Consider the following 17,307-nt stretch of genomic DNA (forward strand, 5'->3'; position numbering starts at 1 on the left):
AAACTTCTTCGTTATCGCATCTTAACCATATTTAAAAGCCAATGTCAGTGAAAAAATGTTATTTACATGCTATTTACGATTAAATATATGTTTGATGCGTATTTTTTATACACAGCTAGGCAAGTATTTGATTAGACGCGTTCATTTTTAGGTCTATTTTTATTTTCAATGGTATAAATTTTTCGTTACACTGCAACCCCAAATGAAGTGATATTAAGAATTATGGAACTAATCTATTTTGCCGCCGCGTTTGTGTGTGGCTTTGCTGTTTATCAGTTAAAGCTGCCTCCTCTTATTGGATTTTTATTAGCAGGTTTTGCTTTAAATTTATCGGGTTATAAAAGTACAGAGTTGCTCGATACAATAGCAGCACTTGGCGTAACCCTTCTTCTTTTTAGTATTGGTTTAAAGCTAAAGGTAAACAGTTTAATTAAACCCCAAGTGTGGGCGCCTGCAACATTGCATATTATTTTTAGCAGCGCGCTTTTTAGTGGCTTTATGTTATTGCTTGGTGTTTTCGCTATTCCACTGTTTATTGATTTAAGTTGGCAAAGTGCTTTATTAGTTGGGTTTGCGCTTAGTTTTTCAAGTACTGTATTTGCAGTAAAAGTGCTTGAAGAACGCGGAGAAATGGCAAGCCTTCACGGTAAAATAGCCATTGGTATACTAGTCATGCAAGATATCTTTGCTGTTATCTTTTTAGCGATTAGTACAGGTAAAATTCCAAATGTATGGGCAATTGCATTAATAATTGCTCTGCCTTTATTACGACCTGTCATGTATGGCGTATTAAATCGCTCTAAACATGGTGAACTATTACCATTATTTGGTTTTTTCTTTGCTTTAGTTGCTGGTTATCATGCATTTGAATTTGCAGGATTAAAAGGCGACCTAGGCGCACTCATAATTGGGATGATGTTTGCACCACATAAAAAAGCAGGAGAACTATCAAAATCTCTGCTTAATTTAAAAGACATATTATTAGTCGGTTTTTTCTTAAGTATTGGCTTGAGCGCAGAGCTAACCACTAGCTCATTAATCGTTGCTATTATACTTGTTTTAGTTTTACCTATTAAAATAGCGCTTTATTACGTGTTCACAAATATATTCAAACTACGCGCGCGTACATCATTACTTACCGCCTTTAGTTTATCTAACTACAGTGAATTTGGGTTAATTGTATGTGCAGTAGCAGCTAGCACAGGCATGATCACTTCTGAGTGGCTGGCCGTAATGGCAATTGCTGTTTCTATTACCTTTGTAATTGCCTCGCCGTTAAATAAGCGCTCAAACGAGCTATACGTAAAAATAGAGCACTGGCTATTAAAGTTTGAAAGCAAAACTCGTTTAGCTGAAGAGCTACCTGTTAACCTAAACGATACTAAAATAGTCATTTTTGGTATGGGACGTATTGGTACTGGTGCTTATGAAACAATCAACGCGACTCACCCAAATGTTGTTGCAGGCATAGATATAAAACCTGAAGTGGTAGATAAGCACGTTAACAGAGGCCGCAACGTATTAATTGCTGATGCAACAGATCCTGACTTTTGGCAACGAGTAAATCATTCGCAAGTAGAAATGGTCATGCTTGCAATGCCAAAGCATATGCAAAATATTTTTGCGCTAGAGCAACTACAAGCCTCAGGTTATAAAGGCCAAGTAACAGCTATTGCAAACTACCCTGATCAACAAAAAGAGCTAGAAGAAATGGGTGTTCATTCTACTTATAACTTTTACTTAGAAGCAGGTAGTGGTTTTGCAGAGCACGTTAAACAAGAGCTATTTAACGAATAATCACTTTTTATAACGTCTATAAATAACAAAGCCTTAAAATCATTAAGGCTTTGTTATTAGTTTTTAAATGAAAAGCAATTCTATTTACATTCCTTTACAAGCCATTTCACCACGACCATAAAAAACAGGTAGACTATCCATGTTGGTTAAATAAAACCCCATGTTCTAATAATAACTTAATTAGATCCCAGCTAATTAAAGTTCAACTAGGTTTATATTAATCAACAAAAAATTATTAAATCAGAGGGCCTACTCCCTCGCAAAATAGGCTGTTTCTTGCCCGTCACAGCCTATTTTATATTTCTAAAATCCCTTACACTTACGCAGACTTTAAAACCTAAGTAACTCTTATGGATCCAAAACAATTAAAAATAGCTGTAAATACAACGATGCCTTTTGGGAAATATGCTGGGCGCCCTTTATTACTACTACCAGAACCTTATTTGGTGTGGTTCAAACAGCAGGGATTTCCTAACTCGAAACTTGGTAGCCAACTAGCGATGATGTATGAGGTTAAACTAAATGGCCTTGAGCAAATGTTAATGCCATTACTTGAAAAAAATAAAAAATAATTGAGAACTTTTTTAAATACTTGCGGTCTATTATATTGCTACTTGTTGATTTTGGTTTTTAACCGCAAAAAAAGCGCCTTAGGCGCTTTTTTTATGTCTTAAATTTAAGAGGTAAATATACAATAAATTTAGCACCACCTAAGCTTGAGCTTTCTGCTTTACACTCTCCTTGGTGCCACGACACAATTTTAGCAACTATAGCAAGCCCTAAACCAAAGCCACCAGTGTCCTTGCCTCTACTTTTATCTAATCGAGTAAAAGGCTTAAATACGTTTTCTCGCTCAACGGGGTCAATCCCTTCACCATCATCTTCAACAATCAATACGATGTGAGTTGCCTCTTGTAGCAATGAAATTTTGACTTGTTGATGAGTGTATTTGAGCGCATTGCCAATTAAATTTTGAAATACTCGCGCCATAAAGTGGCTATCACAGTAGTAATTTAAATGCTCAGGGAGGTTTATAGAGAGCGTTGTTCTAGCTTCAAAATTTAGCTTTTCAACAGTGGTTTTTACCAGCCCAGCTAAATCGCAGTTTATTGGCTGTAAACTTGGTTGTTGAGAGTCTAATCGCGCGTATTCAAGCATTTCAGAAACTAGTGATTCAAGCTCACTAATATCTGTTTGCATGTTTGTTAGGTATTTTTCGCCTTTTTCGTCAAGCATTTGTTCTTGTAGCATGACTATTGCAAACTTTAAACGTGCTAGTGGTGTTCTAAACTCATGCGACACCGATGAGGTAAGTTCTTGCTGCGCACTAAGTAAAAACTCAATACGTTGCTGCATTACCTTTAATGTATCAGTTATAGGTAAAAAGAAAGACTTAGAAGAGTCATTTAGTTGAAAGTCTTGCAAACCCTCTACCGCTTCACACGCTTTACGTAGCTTTGCAAAGTCACGCCAGAGTAAAAAGCTCCATAGCCCAACTGGTATACCTACAATAATAAGTAGTAATAAATACGGCCAAACAGAAGATGATTGCTGCGTTAATACGCCTACCGGTCCTACTTGAAGTAATGAATCATTACCGAGATCTACATACCAAACAATGCGTTGTTGCTTATCATACAAATATAAGTAGTGGTTTTGATTTAGCTGCGATTGTTGTTTTTGAGGAAGTATTAAATCACGTCGTTCAATCACTTTACTTTCAAAGTTATGCTTTAGTTTTTTAAGACCATTTGGGGTTTGTGAAAGCAACCACAGTGATTGCCCAAACTCATCGTCTAAGAAGACCTGCTGCTGCGACTCTTCATAGGGCCACAGCTGCTCAATAACACCACTTACAACAAATAATGAAACAATGATATATAAGTATAAGCTGGTAAACAGTTTTCCCATTACAGCCGATTAACCTTAAATAGTTCTAAAGATCCCATGCATCAGAAACAAATAAATAGCCTTGTCCCCATACGGTTTTTATACGATACGGCTTATCACTATTATCGCCTAATTTTTTACGAATTCGTGATACGCGTACATCCACAGTTCTATCAAGTCCGTCGTATTGACGGCCAATCATATGTTGGTGCACATGCTCTCTGCTTAGTACTTCACCCGCATTTGACGCTAATAGCCATAGTAGTTCAAACTCGTGCGAAGTTAATACAATCTCTGAATCACTTAGTTTTACAATACGGCTTGTTTTATCGATGACTAAATCACCAAACTGCAGTTCTTCACTAGACTTTACTATTGGTTGCCCACGTCGTAGTAATGCATTGATCCGCGCTAGTAATACACGTGGCTCTGCTGGTTTTATTACATAATCATCAGCACCAAGTTCTAAACCAAGCACTTGGTCGAAGTCTTCGCCTTTAGCAGTCAACATTAAAATTGGTAGAGTAAATTTATCTCTTACTTGGCGGCAAACGCTAAAGCCATCTTTACCTGGCAGCATAACGTCTAGAATCATTAAATCGGGTGTATTGTTTTCTAGGTAATTAAACACTTCGTCACCACGCTCTAACACTTCGACTTCAAGGCCATTATGTTCAAGGTAATCTTTTGTTAGCTGTTGTAAACCGAGATCATCTTCAACAAGTAAAATTTTTGGCATTAGTTGCTCCTAAATTAAAAAAAGCTCCACGGAGAGCGAAGCCTACGCCTATTTTTTTTAGCATGGGCGCTTTGTACTTCAACCTGTGTTTTTGCTATTAACACACCCGTATGAGGATTGATTAAGGAGTATATGGTCTCCACCTGAACACGCGCTTTATAATTAAATTGCCCAGAACGCTGCTGCTGCCAGCATTGAAGTAGTTGTTCTTGTTGATACAAACAGACATCACTATAGGTGTTTAATAGCCATTTAAACTGTAAATCAAGATCGCAAAAATCCTGCTGTTCGGAAACCACGCAGACTTTTGGAGAAACACTAAAAACAGGGGTTTGTGCCACACTAAAACCACTAAAAAAAGTGGTAATAAACACAACTAATATTGAATACTTCATATTAAAAAGTACGATCGAATCCTATAAATGCAGTCATTGAATAAGTACGTTCAAAGAGCGGACTGCCATCCATAGCCGAATAGTCGTAATATGCTACATGAAAACGAAGAGAGTCAGCCTTACTCAGTGGCCAACGGGCGTCGATTTTAGCATAAGATTGCCAACTACTACCAACGTCTATTTTGCCAAATTGAGTTTCACCCTCATTAAGTCCATAAAAATAGCTATTTAGTTCCGCAGATTTATAGTTTATTCCAAGTGTTGGCTTTATTTTAAGCTTTCCTAGCACAGTATGATATTGCCACTGGAATGCACCGCGTACACCTCGATAAACATCGGTTATATCATGCAGAGCCTGAACTGAAAAAACATGGTCATCATTTACATAGTGATATGCTATACCCGCATCCAAGGCAATTTGCCGTTTATGCAAATTATCAATATCAGCGTAGCGAGAGGACGAGGCTTCATTTTGCATTACAAACTGATTATTAAGAGCACTACTTTGCAATGCAAATACATTTTTAGGGTGCCAGTCTATAAAAAAGCGAGATTCAGAGTTGAGTTCACTAACTAGATTAAAGTGATGCTTTGGGGATTGTGAAAATGAATAGCCAAGGCGGCCATTATCAAAAAACCATTGCTCTGCATAAAACGCAATTTGTGGAATAAGCACAAGCGGAATATTATCTCCACCATGCAAAGGGTTGGTTATAACTCCAGCCCCAACGCTTAAACTCAAATGCAGGCGATCAGTTGTTATATCTTGCTCTGTATAATCGTCAGCATGCTTGCTTGCCTGTGTTGCTTGCACCGAAAGGCAAGCAAACAAAGTGCTAAAACATAGAGCAGTTAATAAGGAGAAGGAATACCGCATCAGCGTACATCAAAGTATTAAATTAAGTAAGTTCCCCATACTAGCAAGGTCTTTTTAAACTAGCTCTAGCTGGTTACAATTATTCACAATTTGTATACACAAATGTTAACTTTTGTGTTTTTGAAGTGACAAACCCTTCAAATTAGTTATGTGCGTTGGCTAAGCTGGCACTGCTTTGAGAAACTTTGGAAATGAGGGATAACCTCGCAAATGCTTTAATTCAAATAAAATCTGCAGGAAGCCAACTCTAACAACTTTTTTTATTAACCTTACAAGCTACTAGGTTACCAAAGTTAATAGCGGCTTTAGCCGTAATAAATCAAGCTTCTGATGCTTATTAAATATCAGGGGCTATTTCTATTCGGTTTCGGCCATGTGTTTTTGCGATATATAAGGCTCTATCTGCACGCTCAACTAAAACTGAGCTATTAGTAAATGGACGTAAAATAGCTAAACCAAAACTTGCAGAAATAGCACGTTTAGCTGTTACATCATGCTTTTTACGAATCGCTAATTTCGCAATAGCTAAACGTATACAATCGGCAAACGCTATTATATCGTTAATAGTGTCAAAATAAGCTGTTATACAAAACTCTTCGCCACCGTATCTATATATATTTGCTGTTTCAGTTGTATTTTCTCTCACTTTTTTGGCAACTAACCTCAACACTTCGTCACCCTTTTGATGACCAAAGTCATCGTTAAAACGTTTAAAGTGGTCAATATCAAACATAATTAGTACGGCAAGAGAATCTTCCTGTGCTTTCTCTGAGTATTCAAAACAAAATTTTACGATATCTGAATCAAACTTACCTCGGTTATAAAACCCCGTAAGCGTGTCGGTATCAGCTACTTCTTTTGAAATATTAAGTGCTTCTTTTAAATCTTTTATTTCGTTGTAAGCAACAGCTAACTTAGTTTGAAATTCTCTAGCATAATCCTGCATAGCAATAGAATCGTCGGTTAAGCGCTCTACACAACCTAATATTTCATTATAAGAATTTACATCAGCAAGCATATTTAATTCATTTTGTGAATCAACTAAACTAGTTGTAAAGCTTTTGGAATGCTCAAGCGTGGTGCTTATATCTTGCTGGACTTGCTCCATGGTTGTATGGAACTTTTCAGTCATTTCTTGAAAGAAAGCCAGATCGTCTTGCGTTAAATGCTTATCAAAAATTTCTTTTGCTTTGTCTTGTGAGCATGTTTGTTGCTCAGCAATAACATGGTCTAATTCAGCATTTAATGAAGGGTTACTCCCTTGAATGTAACAGTACCAAATTGCATAGTTGATAGGCGTAACCGGCATGCGGTATTTTACCATCAAAGGAATCGCCTTTTTAAGGCATTGAGCAGAATGAGCAAGTGATACGGCGTGGTTCATAAATAAACTCTCAAGCGTCATTGTTTTTATTATTAGCACTCAATGTTAAGTAATAGTAAACTCATACGCAACCTATATTAATACTATTTAACTAATTTGCTTACTCTGTGTGCATATTAAATTGCTTTTGCTTCTAAAGTTTGCGCTATATTCCACAACGCACTGATTGCAGGGTCATTTAACTCTTTTCTTAATACCGCCAAACCGATATCAAACCCTTCAGGTGCTTGCATTTTTGGTGTTAGGATTTGTACCTTATCTTGCAGCGGGCTGTTATCTAGCACTATTTTAGGGACCATAGCGACACCTAGCCCTAAGCTCACCATAGATACCATTGCTTCATGTCCTGCAACTTGGGCGTAGATTTTTCCGTGAATATTATTTTTGCGCCACCAGTGCTCTAACCTTTGGCGAGAAAAACCTTGTTCTGGGACAATAAACTCTAAATCAGACCAATTAATGTCATCACTATTTTGTGAAAGCTTTTGTGTGATCGGACATTGAATTTTTGGGCCAATTAATAAAAGTGGTGAGTGCCCAATATCAACAAAGGCAATTTGCGACGGTAATTTATTAGGCTTAGCTGCAATTGCCATTAATTCGTGGCCATCTAGGACACGATTTATAGCAAGTGCTGGGTCACCGGTATTTAATGTTATTTCTATGTACTGATGCTGCGCACGAAGTTGTTCTAATATTTGATGTAAAAAACTATAAGATGCAGTTACAGAACAATAAATACTTACTTTGCCGTAAATATGCTGTTGTGGGTCTTTTACATTCGTTTTAAAACGTTGCCAATTAGCAAGCGTTGCCGTTGCGTAATCAATAAAGGACTCCCCCTCACGCGTTAATTTAACGCTTCGGTTATCGCGGATAAACAATGCTACTCCAACTTCTTCTTCCAAATGTTTTATATTTCGGCTCAAAGTGGGTGCGCTTATGTGGCAAAGCTCACTTGCGCGCCCAAAGTGAAGTGTTTTAGCCAACGCTAAAAAGTAGTTTAAGTGCTTATGTTCCATCCAACCCCCTGCATTTCATATTATGAAACACTTTAATTCAAATATATCATTTTACGCAAGCAACGATTTTACATATGGTGTTTGTAAGCGCAGTAAACATTGCGCATCTAACAAACATGACTTTATAGGACACTAACAATGGCGAATTATTTCAATACCTTACCTTTACGCGAGCAATTAGCGCAATTAGCGCAATGTGAATTTATGGACGCAGGCGAATTTGCCGATGGCGTTGATGCACTTAAAGGTAAAAAACTAGTTATTGTAGGCTGTGGCGCACAAGGTTTAAACCAAGGCTTAAACTTACGTGACTCTGGTTTAGATGTTTCTTACACATTACGCGCATCAGCTATTTCTGAGCGTCGCCAATCATTTTTGAACGCATCTGAAAACGGCTTTACTGTTGGCACTTACGAAGAACTAATCCCAACAGCTGATGTAGTACTTAATTTAACACCAGATAAGCAACATACTGCTGTAGTAAGTGCAATTATGCCGCTTATGAAAAAAGGCTCTACACTTGCCTACTCTCATGGCTTTAATATTGTTGAAGAAGGCATGCAAGTACGTGAAGACATTACTGTAATCATGGTTGCGCCTAAGTGTCCTGGTTCTGAAGTACGTGAAGAATACAAACGCGGTTTTGGTGTACCAACTCTAATTGCTGTTCACCCAGAAAATGACCCTCAAGGTCATGGTTTAGCACAAGCTAAAGCGTATGCAGCAGGGACTGGCGGACACCGTGCAGGTGTACTTAAATCATCATTTATTGCTGAAGTTAAGTCAGACCTAATGGGCGAGCAAACCATTTTATGTGGCATGTTACAAACTGGCTCTATTTTATGTTTTGATAAAATGATAGAAAAAGGCGTTGATGCGGGTTATGCATCAAAGCTAATTCAATACGGCTGGGAAGTAATTACCGAAGCACTTAAGTACGGCGGCGTTACAAACATGCTTGACCGCCTTTCAAACCCTGCAAAAGTAAAAGCGTTCGAACTAAGCGAAGAGCTAAAACTAATTATGCGCCCGCTTTATAATAAGCATCAAGATGACATCATCGACGGCACTTTCTCACGCACTATGATGGAAGACTGGAATAACGATGACGTAAACTTACTTAAATGGCGCGCTGAAACAGCAGAGACTAACTTTGAAAAGACCCCTGCTGGCGATGTGGAAATCTCAGAACAGGAATTTTTTGATAACGGTATTTTAATGGTAGCAATGGTAAAAGCAGGTGTTGAACTTGCTTTTGAAACCATGACAGCAGCCGGTATTATTGAAGAGTCAGCTTACTACGAGTCTTTACATGAAACGCCATTAATTGCTAATACTATTGCACGCAAAAAGCTTTTTGAAATGAACCGTACAATTTCTGACACTGCAGAGTATGGATGTTACCTATATAACCATGCATGTTTGCCATTACTTGCAGATTTTATGAAAAAAATTGATACAGATGTCATTGGTAAAGGCCTTGGCGAGCACAGTAACCAAGTTGATAACCAAACATTAATTCAAATTAACGCCGCCCTTCGTGAACACCCAGTTGAAAAAGTAGGTGCTAAATTACGTGGCTACATGTCAGCAATGAAAAAGATTGTTTAACCCTAAACGATAAATGTTTCGCTTGTTAGAAACCAAGCCCATATGCTTTGCTTATGGGCTTTTTTATGCATATTCATAAAACTTTAACCATAACACGCTACCTTCTATTCATTTCACAGTAGGCAATATCTAGCTCTAAATAAATAATGTGCTAGTATAGTCCTCTACTCAGTTGTAAAATTAATTAATATCATGACGATACAAAACCTTTCTATTACTCAAAAAATCACAGCTTTAGGCAGTGTTATTGCTATATGCGTAGCGGCACTGATTGGCTTGACCTCTTTATACAGCTCTAAAGACATAATTGAGCAACGTATGATCAAGTCAGAGCTACCTAGTAAACTGCAAACAATCAGTAATCATATAGGCGGTGAAATTAATGAGTTACTTGGTGCTGCTCAGCAACTATCATCAAACGAATTTGTTTTACAGTGGGCTCAGTCTAGTAATCAAGACGACACCTTATTATTAAAAGAATTAAATCGTGTTGCCCAGCAATACGATTTAGCAACAGCATCTTGGGCAAATAGAGACACTGCACAGTACTGGAACCAGAATGGGTTTTTGCGTGTGTTAAAAAATGATGCAGCCGATGGCTGGTTCTTTGCTTTTAAGCAATCAAAACAACCTTATTCTATCAGTATTTATCAAGAGTCAGCCAATGATGTGAAAATGTTTGTAAACCATCAGCAAGCTAATGGTACTGGTTTAGCAGGTCTTGCAAAAAGCATCACTGATATGCAAAAGCTATTACAGCAATTTAAAATTGAGCAAACAGGTTTTGTATTTATTGCAGATAAAAATGGATTAATTCAACTTCATAAAGATGCCAATAAAGTAGCAAAAGCAAATATTGACGATTTATATACTGCAAATATTCACAGCCAACTATTTAATAGTAACGGCTTTGCACTAGAAGAAATTAACTTAAATGGCGAACCTACTCTTATAGCTGCAACCCCAATTAAAAACACTGACTTATATGTTGTAGCTCAAGTACCAAAAAGTGAAGTATTCGCAAGTGTAAACACCCTACAATGGCAAATATTTACTTTTACAGTAATCACCGCGTTAGTTGCTAGCTTGATTAGTTACTTACTTGCTCGCTCTCTTTCATCTCCACTTTCTAAAATGGCTGAGTTATTTTCACGCTTAGGCTCTGGCGATGCAAACTTAGCGTACCGCTTACCAGAATCAAGCCAACCAGAGCTCAACAATCTAAGTAATGGCTTTAACCAGTTTATAAATAAAATAGAAACAGCGATTACTCAAGTTGCCAGTGAAAGCCACGATATTCGCCAAAGTTCTGATCATGTATTTGAACAGGCAAAACGAAACTCGCAAGCAATTGATAATCAAAAAGAGCAAACAATATCTGTCGCAGCAGCTATCAACGAAATGGGCGCTACAGTGCAAGAAATAGCACAAAGCGCAGCGAATACAGCTAAGTTAACCGATAACAGCCGTGAGAACACCATTCAAAGCCACAAACAAGTATTACAAAGCCAGGCAACTATCTCAGCCCTAGCTAGCGATATTGATGGCATAACAGAGCAAGTTACTTTGCTTTCTAAAAAAACGGTTGATATAGCAAGTATTGTGGATTCAATTAGAGGGATATCGGATCAGACTAATCTACTTGCTTTAAACGCGGCAATTGAATCTGCTCGCGCAGGTGAGCACGGTCGAGGCTTTGCTGTTGTTGCTGATGAAGTACGCGCTCTGGCAAACCGTACATCGCAATCAACCACCGAAATTCAATCTATGATTGAAGAGCTTACAAGAATATCTGATGATGTAGTTAACGATATTAGCCAATCAAAAGATAAAGCGCAGCAAAGCGTTGGAGCCATGCAGAGCTCAGTAGAATTACTCGATGCGATAGCCGAAACAGCTAATCAAATAAACGATATGGCTACGCTTATTGCAACTGCAACTGAGCAGCAAAGTAATGTGGTTGCTGATGTAGGTCGTAACATAGAGCAAATAAGTGAAATTAGCGATAAAGCAATGAGCGAGCAAATCAATACAGAGCAAGCTATTCGTGACTTGGCAAACAGCGCTCAAACACTCGATGCACTTGTCGCTACCTTTGAAAAACATCGCTAAGCAGCTATAACTGCTATATTTCCTTTGTGAGCAAAAGCTATATTAAAAGCTAGCTTTTGCCCACAGCGAATACGGCTTAATCTAAATAAATTAACTAAATGATTTTAGTGTCGCCGGTATTAAATGCTAAAACGTATGCTTCTTTTTTGGCCCTAGGAAGCTTTTTTAATTGATACTCAAGTTTACTTGCTTCACTTTTATTACCAACTTGTTGTTGATGGATAAGTAAAAGCGGCCCTTTCCCTCTAAGGTTTTTGGCCCCTTTGCCGGCTTGATGAGTTGCAAAGCGTTTTTCAACATTAGTCGTGATCCCTGTGTACCAATGACCAAATCGTGTCTCAACTATATATAAAAACCAAGTAGACTCCGTTTTTAAAATATTCGTTTCGATGTGCTGTAAACTTTTTTCATTATTAATGGTCAAAACATTACCTTAACGCCCTTAACATAAAACAATTGCTTAAAAGGGTTTTACCTTCAGTGACTAATCGGTATCATGCAGATTATAAAAAATAAGGATCACAACTAACAATGCAGTCGTTAAAAACTTTTTCTCTTTGGCTTATCGTTGCTTTAACACTTAGCTCAGCAGCAGGTTGCTCTAGCTGGGTATACCGAATTAACATCCCACAAGGCAACTTTTTAGAGCAATCGGATGTTGAAAAACTTCGTGTAAATATGACTCGAGAGCAAGTTGTTTACGTATTAGGCAGACCTATTGCCGAAGACGCCTTTGATAACAATACTTGGCGTTATATTTACAGCTTCAATAAAGGCCGTAAAAACGAGCAAAATAAAGAGTTAGTAATTAACTTTGAAAATGAAAAGTTAGTTTCAATTTCAGGTGATTATGACCAACCTGAAAACTTTACTACACCGCTCGAGCAATAAATTTCTCAAGTGGTAAAAAAAGGTGAGCATGGCTCACCTTTTTTATTGGTTTATTTAAAAGCTTTTACCATTTTAAACAACGTTAGCGTGTGATTTAATCCGTTAAATTTTCCACGTTTATATCGATTTTCGTTACTTTTCGAGTGGGCGGCCACCCGTTATTTTATTTGCACGCCCTTCTTCTTTAGCTTTTTCTGCACGCTTTCTACGCGCATCTTTAGGATCTGCAATTAATGGACGATATATTTCTATACGGTCACCGTCTTTTAACTCATAGTTAGCTTTTACAGTTCGATTCCACACACCTAACGTTAGCGATGTAGCATCTATCTCAGGGCACTTTTGTATAATACCTGACTGAATAACAGCTTGCTCGACTGTAGTCCCTTGTGGCACTTCAATTGATAAACACGTTGCCGTGGTTGGTAACGCAAATACCACCTCAACATTAATCATGCTCTCGCTCCATAAACCTGTTTTGCACGTTGAGTAAATGCACTCACCATATTTTTTGCTACATCGTTAAAAATCTTTCCAAAGGCAAGCTCTATTAACTTACTTGAAAATTCAAACTCTAGGTGCAAATGAACTTTACATGCTTTGGCGTCAAGCTCTTGAAAATGCCAGCGCCCTTTTAACGTCTTAAATGGTCCATCAACAAGGCTTAGCAACACGGTTTGCTCATCAACAAAGGTGTTTTCGGTGGTAAACCACTTTTTTATACCCGCCTTAGATATTTCTAAACTCGCGGTCATGTTATTATCATGCTGTGAAACAATTTTTGAGTCTGAGCAATTTGGTAAAAACTGCGAATAAGCTTCTACATCATTAACTAGATCAAACATCTCTTTAGTGCTGTACATAACCAGCGCACTTTTTTCTATTTGTGGCATACTCACTCCCAACTGTGTGGGCGAATTTTAGCAAGCTTTGCGCGTTTCCCCAAATTTTCATGCTGCTTAAATTAAAGCTTAATTTTTAAAAGCATTATTAAAAAATCGATGTAAAACATCTCACATTACGTATATTATAGGGCACTATGGCTAAGAAAAATTCATCAAAATCGACAAGTAATACCATCGCGCTAAACAAAAAAGCGCGACATGAGTATTTTTTACACGATAAGTTTGAAGCAGGTGTTGAACTACAAGGCTGGGAAGTAAAAAGTATCCGAGCAGGTAAGGTAAACATCACCGAAACTTATATTCATCTTAAAAATGGCGAAGCATTTTTGCTTGGCGCGCAAATCCAGCCACTTAATAGTGCATCAACCCATGTAATTTGCGATCCGTTGCGTTATCGTAAGTTACTATTAAGCAGACGCGAACTTGACCGTCTACTCGGTGCAACAGAGCGAGATGGCTATTCATTAATAGCTACAGCTATGTACTGGAAAAAATGTTGGGTAAAACTTGAATTTCATCTAGCAAAAGGTAAAAAGTTGCACGATAAACGTGACGACGGGAAAAATAAAGATTGGTCTCGCGAAAAAGAACGTTTAATGAAACACAAAGTATAAGCACAGCGCCTAACTAACAAGTTAGGCGTTTTTTTTATTAAAAAACCAACTATTATTTGTTTTATTAATATACAACAAGATTACTATTCATTCAGAATATACATGTAAATAATTTATTACAATTTTATTGTGAATTAATTAATTTAATTATTACTCGCATTTAGGCTGTATTTGTTATTTCCAAAATAAAGCATATGCGCCTATTTCAACCTTCTTCAGCGCATAACATCTGTTTTAAAATCATCCAAAAACACACAAAAAACCATACTAAAATCACATTTCAGTCTAATTGCTAACACTTAAGTTACATGATATTAATGTCGTCGCTTGTTATATCAATCCGCTTAAATATGGGATTTATTTAACAGTTTAAAAAGGATTGGTATAGAGCAACTAAATTTATAACATATCAACAAGGACTTAAGGATGAAGCAATCAATTGCATTTACACCTAGCTTAATTGCAGGTGCTACAATCGCACTTTCAGCAGGTTTTACAACAACAACTTACGCTGCTGAAGAAGCTAAAAAAGTAGAGCGCATTGAAGTAACTGGCTCACGAATCAAACGTTCAGATATCGAAGGACCTTCTCCGGTTCAATCAATCGCAAGAGCTGATATTGAGAACATGGGTTATGACAACCTACAACAACTCCTCGAAAGAATGCCTGTAGCGGGCAGCGGTACTTTCTCAACACGTGGTAACAACCAAGATTCAACTGCAAATGGGTCTGCTGCTGTTAGTTTACGTGGCTTAGGTGCTGATGCTACGCTCGTACTAATCAATGGCCGTCGTGTATCTATTAGTGCATTTGCCGAAGGTATCACAAACTCATTTGTAGATATTAACAGTATCCCAGTTTCTGCCATTGAGCGAATCGATATACTAAAAGATGGTGCTTCAGCTATCTACGGCTCAGACGCAGTAGCGGGTGTGGTAAACGTAATCTTGAAAAAAGACATTGACGGTGTTGAAGTTAATTTGGGCTACGGTGGTACTGATGGTCCCAATTATGAAGAAACAACAGCAAGTTTAGTATGGGGTACTACTAGCGAGAAAAGTAGCGCGTCAGTTATTATCGATTACTTTAAAAATACATCTCTTTCTTCTGATGAAATGGGCAGCTTAGGTACAGCAAATCAATCACCTTATGGTGGTGAAGATTTTCGCTCATCTCGTGGCTTCCCTGGATATTTTTATGTAGACGGTGTTAAAACAATTGATCCGGCTTGTCCTGCTGAAAATGCAACTTCAAGCGGCAGTTGTTTATTTGATTACGGCCCTTACGGTTATATCGCACCAGCGTCTGAACGCGTGGGTGCTATTTCTCAATTTGAATATAACTTTGATAATGGCATTACGGGCTTTTTAGAAATGGCAGTACAGCACAATACGTCTGTTGCAGCCGGAGCCCCTACTCCACTTGATGAAGATGCAGGCTTAACTGTCCCAGCTAGCCACCCTAACAATCCATTTGGTGAAGACATTCAAATTGGTCGTTACCGTACAGTTGATGCTGGCGCACGCCAATGGGATATTGAATCAGATACTCTTCGCTTTGTTGCAGGGCTTAGAGGTGAGTTTAATGACTGGAGCTGGGAAACCGCTGTACAAAAAGGCCGAAGTAAATCTTTGCAAACAGGTGATAGAACACAAGGTTGGGTGCGTACTGATTTCTTACAACAAGAAATTGATGCAGGAAACTACAATCCATTTGGTGGCACATACAACGACCCTGCTGTAATTGATCGTATTACAACAAGCTTAGTGCGTCGTGGTGAGTCTCACATGACTTCCTTTGATGCAAACATTACAGGCGAAGCATTTAGTTTTGGCGATGATGTAGTAATGATGGCTGCAGGTATTGAGTACCGTGAAGAAGACGTTAATGACATTCCTGATGATCAATTTCAACGTGGTTTAATATTTGGCACAGAGTCTGTATCTGCATCTGCAGATCGTGAACAATACGCTGCCTATGTCGAGTTTTCTATCCCTCTTGCTGATAATTTAGAGCTACAACTTGCTGGCCGTTACGATGACTACAGTGACTTCGGTACAACAACAAACCCTAAAGTAGCTCTTCGCTGGGCGCCTACTGATGAAATCACAGTGCGTGGCTCTTGGGCACAAGGCTTTAGAGCGCCTTCTTTGGCACAAGTTGGTTTAGGTCCATCTCAAGAAAGCCAATTCTTTGTAGATACATACCGATGTGAAGCAACAGGCCTTGATTGTGATGCACTTGATTACAACATTGAATTTGCTGGTAACCCTGACCTTGAAGCTGAAGAATCAGAATCATGGAATGTCGGCTTTATTTGGGCGCCTTCTGCTGAGTTTGGTTTAAGTGTCGATGTGTGGAGCATCACTCAAGATAACAAAATTGATGAGCAAGAGTTTGGTCCAATTTATAACTCTGAGTGTAATAACCAAGATAGTACTGTATGTGTACGCTTAACACCTACAGGTGGCGATAGCTTAGGAACAATTCAAAAAATTTACAGCACATTTGAAAACGTTTCTTCGCAAGAAGTATCTGGGGTTGATGTTTCAGCTAACTACAATCACTCACTTGATGACTTAGGTTTATTGAAATTTAATTTAGAATGGGCATACCAAGATAAATTTGAAAAAGATGGCCGCGATTACACCGGTGAGTATGGCTATCCAGAGCACCGCTGGATTTTCTCTACAAACTGGGAAATTGGCGAGTTTAATACAAACGTAAACATCAGTTATGTAGGTGAGTTTGAAGATACCCCGGATATTGATTTTGACGGTAATTTAGACTTTGATAGCAATACATCACGTATGGTTGATTCGCAAACACTGGTAGATTTACAAACATCTTATCGTGTTACTGACTCAACTAAAGTATCGCTAGGTGTAAATAACTTATTTGATGAAGAGCCACCATTTGCAATTGGTGATGGCGACGCTGATCTATACGGTTATGCTTCAGGTGTACACAACCCTAGAGGCCGATACTTCTATACTAAAGTTAGTTTCTCGTTTTAACTTTGCGAGCTTATTTTAAAGTGAGCTAACGCTACAAATAAAAAAACCGCCA

At 38.1% G+C, this 17,307-nt stretch carries 16 protein-coding genes; 7 read left to right on the forward strand and 9 right to left on the reverse strand.

Going from position 1 to position 17,307, the window contains the following annotated elements:
- Nucleotides 1-222 precede the first annotated feature (222 nt).
- Nucleotides 223-1,797, forward strand: a complete 1,575-nt coding sequence (locus H5161_RS13710) for a cation:proton antiporter family protein (protein WP_004335737.1) — start codon at nt 223-225, stop codon at nt 1,795-1,797.
- A gap of 350 nt (nt 1,798-2,147) precedes the next feature.
- Nucleotides 2,148-2,369: a DUF3820 family protein gene (locus H5161_RS13715; RefSeq protein WP_024594942.1), complete on the forward strand. Its 222-nt coding sequence runs from the start codon at nt 2,148-2,150 to the stop codon at nt 2,367-2,369.
- A 91-nt stretch (nt 2,370-2,460) separates the two neighbouring features.
- Here H5161_RS13715 and H5161_RS13720 read toward each other — a convergent pair whose 3' ends face one another.
- The 6 genes from H5161_RS13720 to ilvY form a co-directional block, all read right to left on the reverse strand.
- A complete protein-coding gene (locus H5161_RS13720) occupies nt 2,461-3,708 on the reverse strand; it encodes an ATP-binding protein (RefSeq protein ID WP_004335732.1) in 1,248 nt (415 codons plus the stop codon).
- A gap of 25 nt (nt 3,709-3,733) precedes the next feature.
- Complete coding sequence (locus H5161_RS13725) at nt 3,734-4,426, reverse strand: response regulator (protein WP_024589922.1); 693 nt, start codon at nt 4,424-4,426, stop codon at nt 3,734-3,736.
- 14 nt (nt 4,427-4,440) lie between these two features.
- On the reverse strand, nt 4,441-4,821 hold the full coding sequence (locus tag H5161_RS13730) for a DUF3019 domain-containing protein (protein ID WP_024594944.1): 381 nt from the start codon (nt 4,819-4,821) through the stop codon (nt 4,441-4,443).
- 1 nt (nt 4,822) lies between these two features.
- Nucleotides 4,823-5,635: a MipA/OmpV family protein gene (locus H5161_RS13735; RefSeq protein ID WP_182769520.1), complete on the reverse strand. Its 813-nt coding sequence runs from the start codon at nt 5,633-5,635 to the stop codon at nt 4,823-4,825.
- Nucleotides 5,636-6,035: 400 nt separating this feature from the next.
- Nucleotides 6,036-7,082, reverse strand: a complete 1,047-nt coding sequence (locus H5161_RS13740; protein ID WP_182752688.1) for a GGDEF domain-containing protein — start codon at nt 7,080-7,082, stop codon at nt 6,036-6,038.
- A gap of 116 nt (nt 7,083-7,198) precedes the next feature.
- A complete protein-coding gene (gene ilvY / locus H5161_RS13745) occupies nt 7,199-8,104 on the reverse strand; it encodes an HTH-type transcriptional activator IlvY (RefSeq protein ID WP_182752689.1) in 906 nt (301 codons plus the stop codon).
- Nucleotides 8,105-8,242: 138 nt separating this feature from the next.
- Here ilvY and ilvC point away from each other — a divergent pair, with 138 nt between their 5' ends.
- Both ilvC and H5161_RS13755 read left to right on the forward strand, forming a co-directional pair.
- Complete coding sequence (gene ilvC, locus H5161_RS13750) at nt 8,243-9,715, forward strand: ketol-acid reductoisomerase (protein ID WP_004335714.1); 1,473 nt, start codon at nt 8,243-8,245, stop codon at nt 9,713-9,715.
- A 192-nt stretch (nt 9,716-9,907) separates the two neighbouring features.
- The gene (locus H5161_RS13755; RefSeq protein WP_182769521.1) at nt 9,908-11,827 is read left to right on the forward strand and encodes a methyl-accepting chemotaxis protein; all 1,920 of its coding nucleotides are present in this window, start codon (nt 9,908-9,910) and stop codon (nt 11,825-11,827) included.
- Between the two features lie 94 nt (nt 11,828-11,921).
- Here H5161_RS13755 and H5161_RS13760 read toward each other — a convergent pair whose 3' ends face one another.
- Nucleotides 11,922-12,251, reverse strand: coding sequence for a GIY-YIG nuclease family protein (locus H5161_RS13760; protein WP_024594786.1), 330 nt, complete (start codon nt 12,249-12,251; stop codon nt 11,922-11,924).
- A gap of 107 nt (nt 12,252-12,358) precedes the next feature.
- On the opposite strand from H5161_RS13760, the gene H5161_RS13765 reads away from it, so the two are divergent.
- A complete protein-coding gene (locus H5161_RS13765) occupies nt 12,359-12,718 on the forward strand; it encodes an outer membrane protein assembly factor BamE (protein WP_004335706.1) in 360 nt (119 codons plus the stop codon).
- 132 nt (nt 12,719-12,850) lie between these two features.
- On the opposite strand, the gene H5161_RS13770 is transcribed toward H5161_RS13765, so the two are convergent.
- Both H5161_RS13770 and H5161_RS13775 read right to left on the reverse strand, forming a co-directional pair.
- Complete coding sequence (locus tag H5161_RS13770; protein WP_004335703.1) at nt 12,851-13,174, reverse strand: RnfH family protein; 324 nt, start codon at nt 13,172-13,174, stop codon at nt 12,851-12,853.
- Nucleotides 13,171-13,611, reverse strand: a complete 441-nt coding sequence (locus tag H5161_RS13775) for a type II toxin-antitoxin system RatA family toxin (protein WP_138488724.1) — start codon at nt 13,609-13,611, stop codon at nt 13,171-13,173. The genes H5161_RS13770 and H5161_RS13775 overlap by 4 nt, the downstream gene beginning before the upstream one ends.
- A gap of 146 nt (nt 13,612-13,757) precedes the next feature.
- On the opposite strand from H5161_RS13775, the gene smpB reads away from it, so the two are divergent.
- Both smpB and H5161_RS13785 read left to right on the forward strand, forming a co-directional pair.
- Complete coding sequence (gene smpB / locus H5161_RS13780; RefSeq protein ID WP_004335699.1) at nt 13,758-14,237, forward strand: SsrA-binding protein SmpB; 480 nt, start codon at nt 13,758-13,760, stop codon at nt 14,235-14,237.
- Between the two features lie 426 nt (nt 14,238-14,663).
- Nucleotides 14,664-17,255, forward strand: coding sequence for a TonB-dependent receptor (locus H5161_RS13785; protein WP_024594789.1), 2,592 nt, complete (start codon nt 14,664-14,666; stop codon nt 17,253-17,255).
- The last annotated feature ends 52 nt before the right edge of the window (nt 17,256-17,307 follow it).

Origin of the sequence: Pseudoalteromonas sp. SG43-5 (assembly GCF_014164345.1) — a bacterium.
GTDB lineage: Bacteria > Pseudomonadota > Gammaproteobacteria > Enterobacterales > Alteromonadaceae > Pseudoalteromonas > Pseudoalteromonas distincta.

Excerpts from the sequence above, each read along its gene's own strand:
- H5161_RS13785 (WP_024594789.1), top strand. The coding sequence starts at position 14,664 with ATGAAGCAATCAATTGCATTTACACCTAGCTTAATTGCAGGTGCTACA.
- H5161_RS13765 (WP_004335706.1), top strand. The coding sequence starts at position 12,359 with ATGCAGTCGTTAAAAACTTTTTCTCTTTGGCTTATCGTTGCTTTAACA.
- H5161_RS13720 (WP_004335732.1), bottom strand. The coding sequence starts at position 3,708 with ATGGGAAAACTGTTTACCAGCTTATACTTATATATCATTGTTTCATTA.
- H5161_RS13740 (WP_182752688.1), bottom strand. The coding sequence starts at position 7,082 with ATGAACCACGCCGTATCACTTGCTCATTCTGCTCAATGCCTTAAAAAG.
- H5161_RS13725 (WP_024589922.1), bottom strand. The coding sequence starts at position 4,426 with ATGCCAAAAATTTTACTTGTTGAAGATGATCTCGGTTTACAACAGCTA.
- H5161_RS13770 (WP_004335703.1), bottom strand. The coding sequence starts at position 13,174 with ATGATTAATGTTGAGGTGGTATTTGCGTTACCAACCACGGCAACGTGT.
- smpB (WP_004335699.1), top strand. The coding sequence starts at position 13,758 with ATGGCTAAGAAAAATTCATCAAAATCGACAAGTAATACCATCGCGCTA.
- H5161_RS13755 (WP_182769521.1), top strand. The coding sequence starts at position 9,908 with ATGACGATACAAAACCTTTCTATTACTCAAAAAATCACAGCTTTAGGC.
- ilvY (WP_182752689.1), bottom strand. The coding sequence starts at position 8,104 with ATGGAACATAAGCACTTAAACTACTTTTTAGCGTTGGCTAAAACACTT.
- ilvC (WP_004335714.1), top strand. The coding sequence starts at position 8,243 with ATGGCGAATTATTTCAATACCTTACCTTTACGCGAGCAATTAGCGCAA.
- H5161_RS13775 (WP_138488724.1), bottom strand. The coding sequence starts at position 13,611 with ATGCCACAAATAGAAAAAAGTGCGCTGGTTATGTACAGCACTAAAGAG.
- H5161_RS13715 (WP_024594942.1), top strand. The coding sequence starts at position 2,148 with ATGGATCCAAAACAATTAAAAATAGCTGTAAATACAACGATGCCTTTT.
- H5161_RS13710 (WP_004335737.1), top strand. The coding sequence starts at position 223 with ATGGAACTAATCTATTTTGCCGCCGCGTTTGTGTGTGGCTTTGCTGTT.
- H5161_RS13730 (WP_024594944.1), bottom strand. The coding sequence starts at position 4,821 with ATGAAGTATTCAATATTAGTTGTGTTTATTACCACTTTTTTTAGTGGT.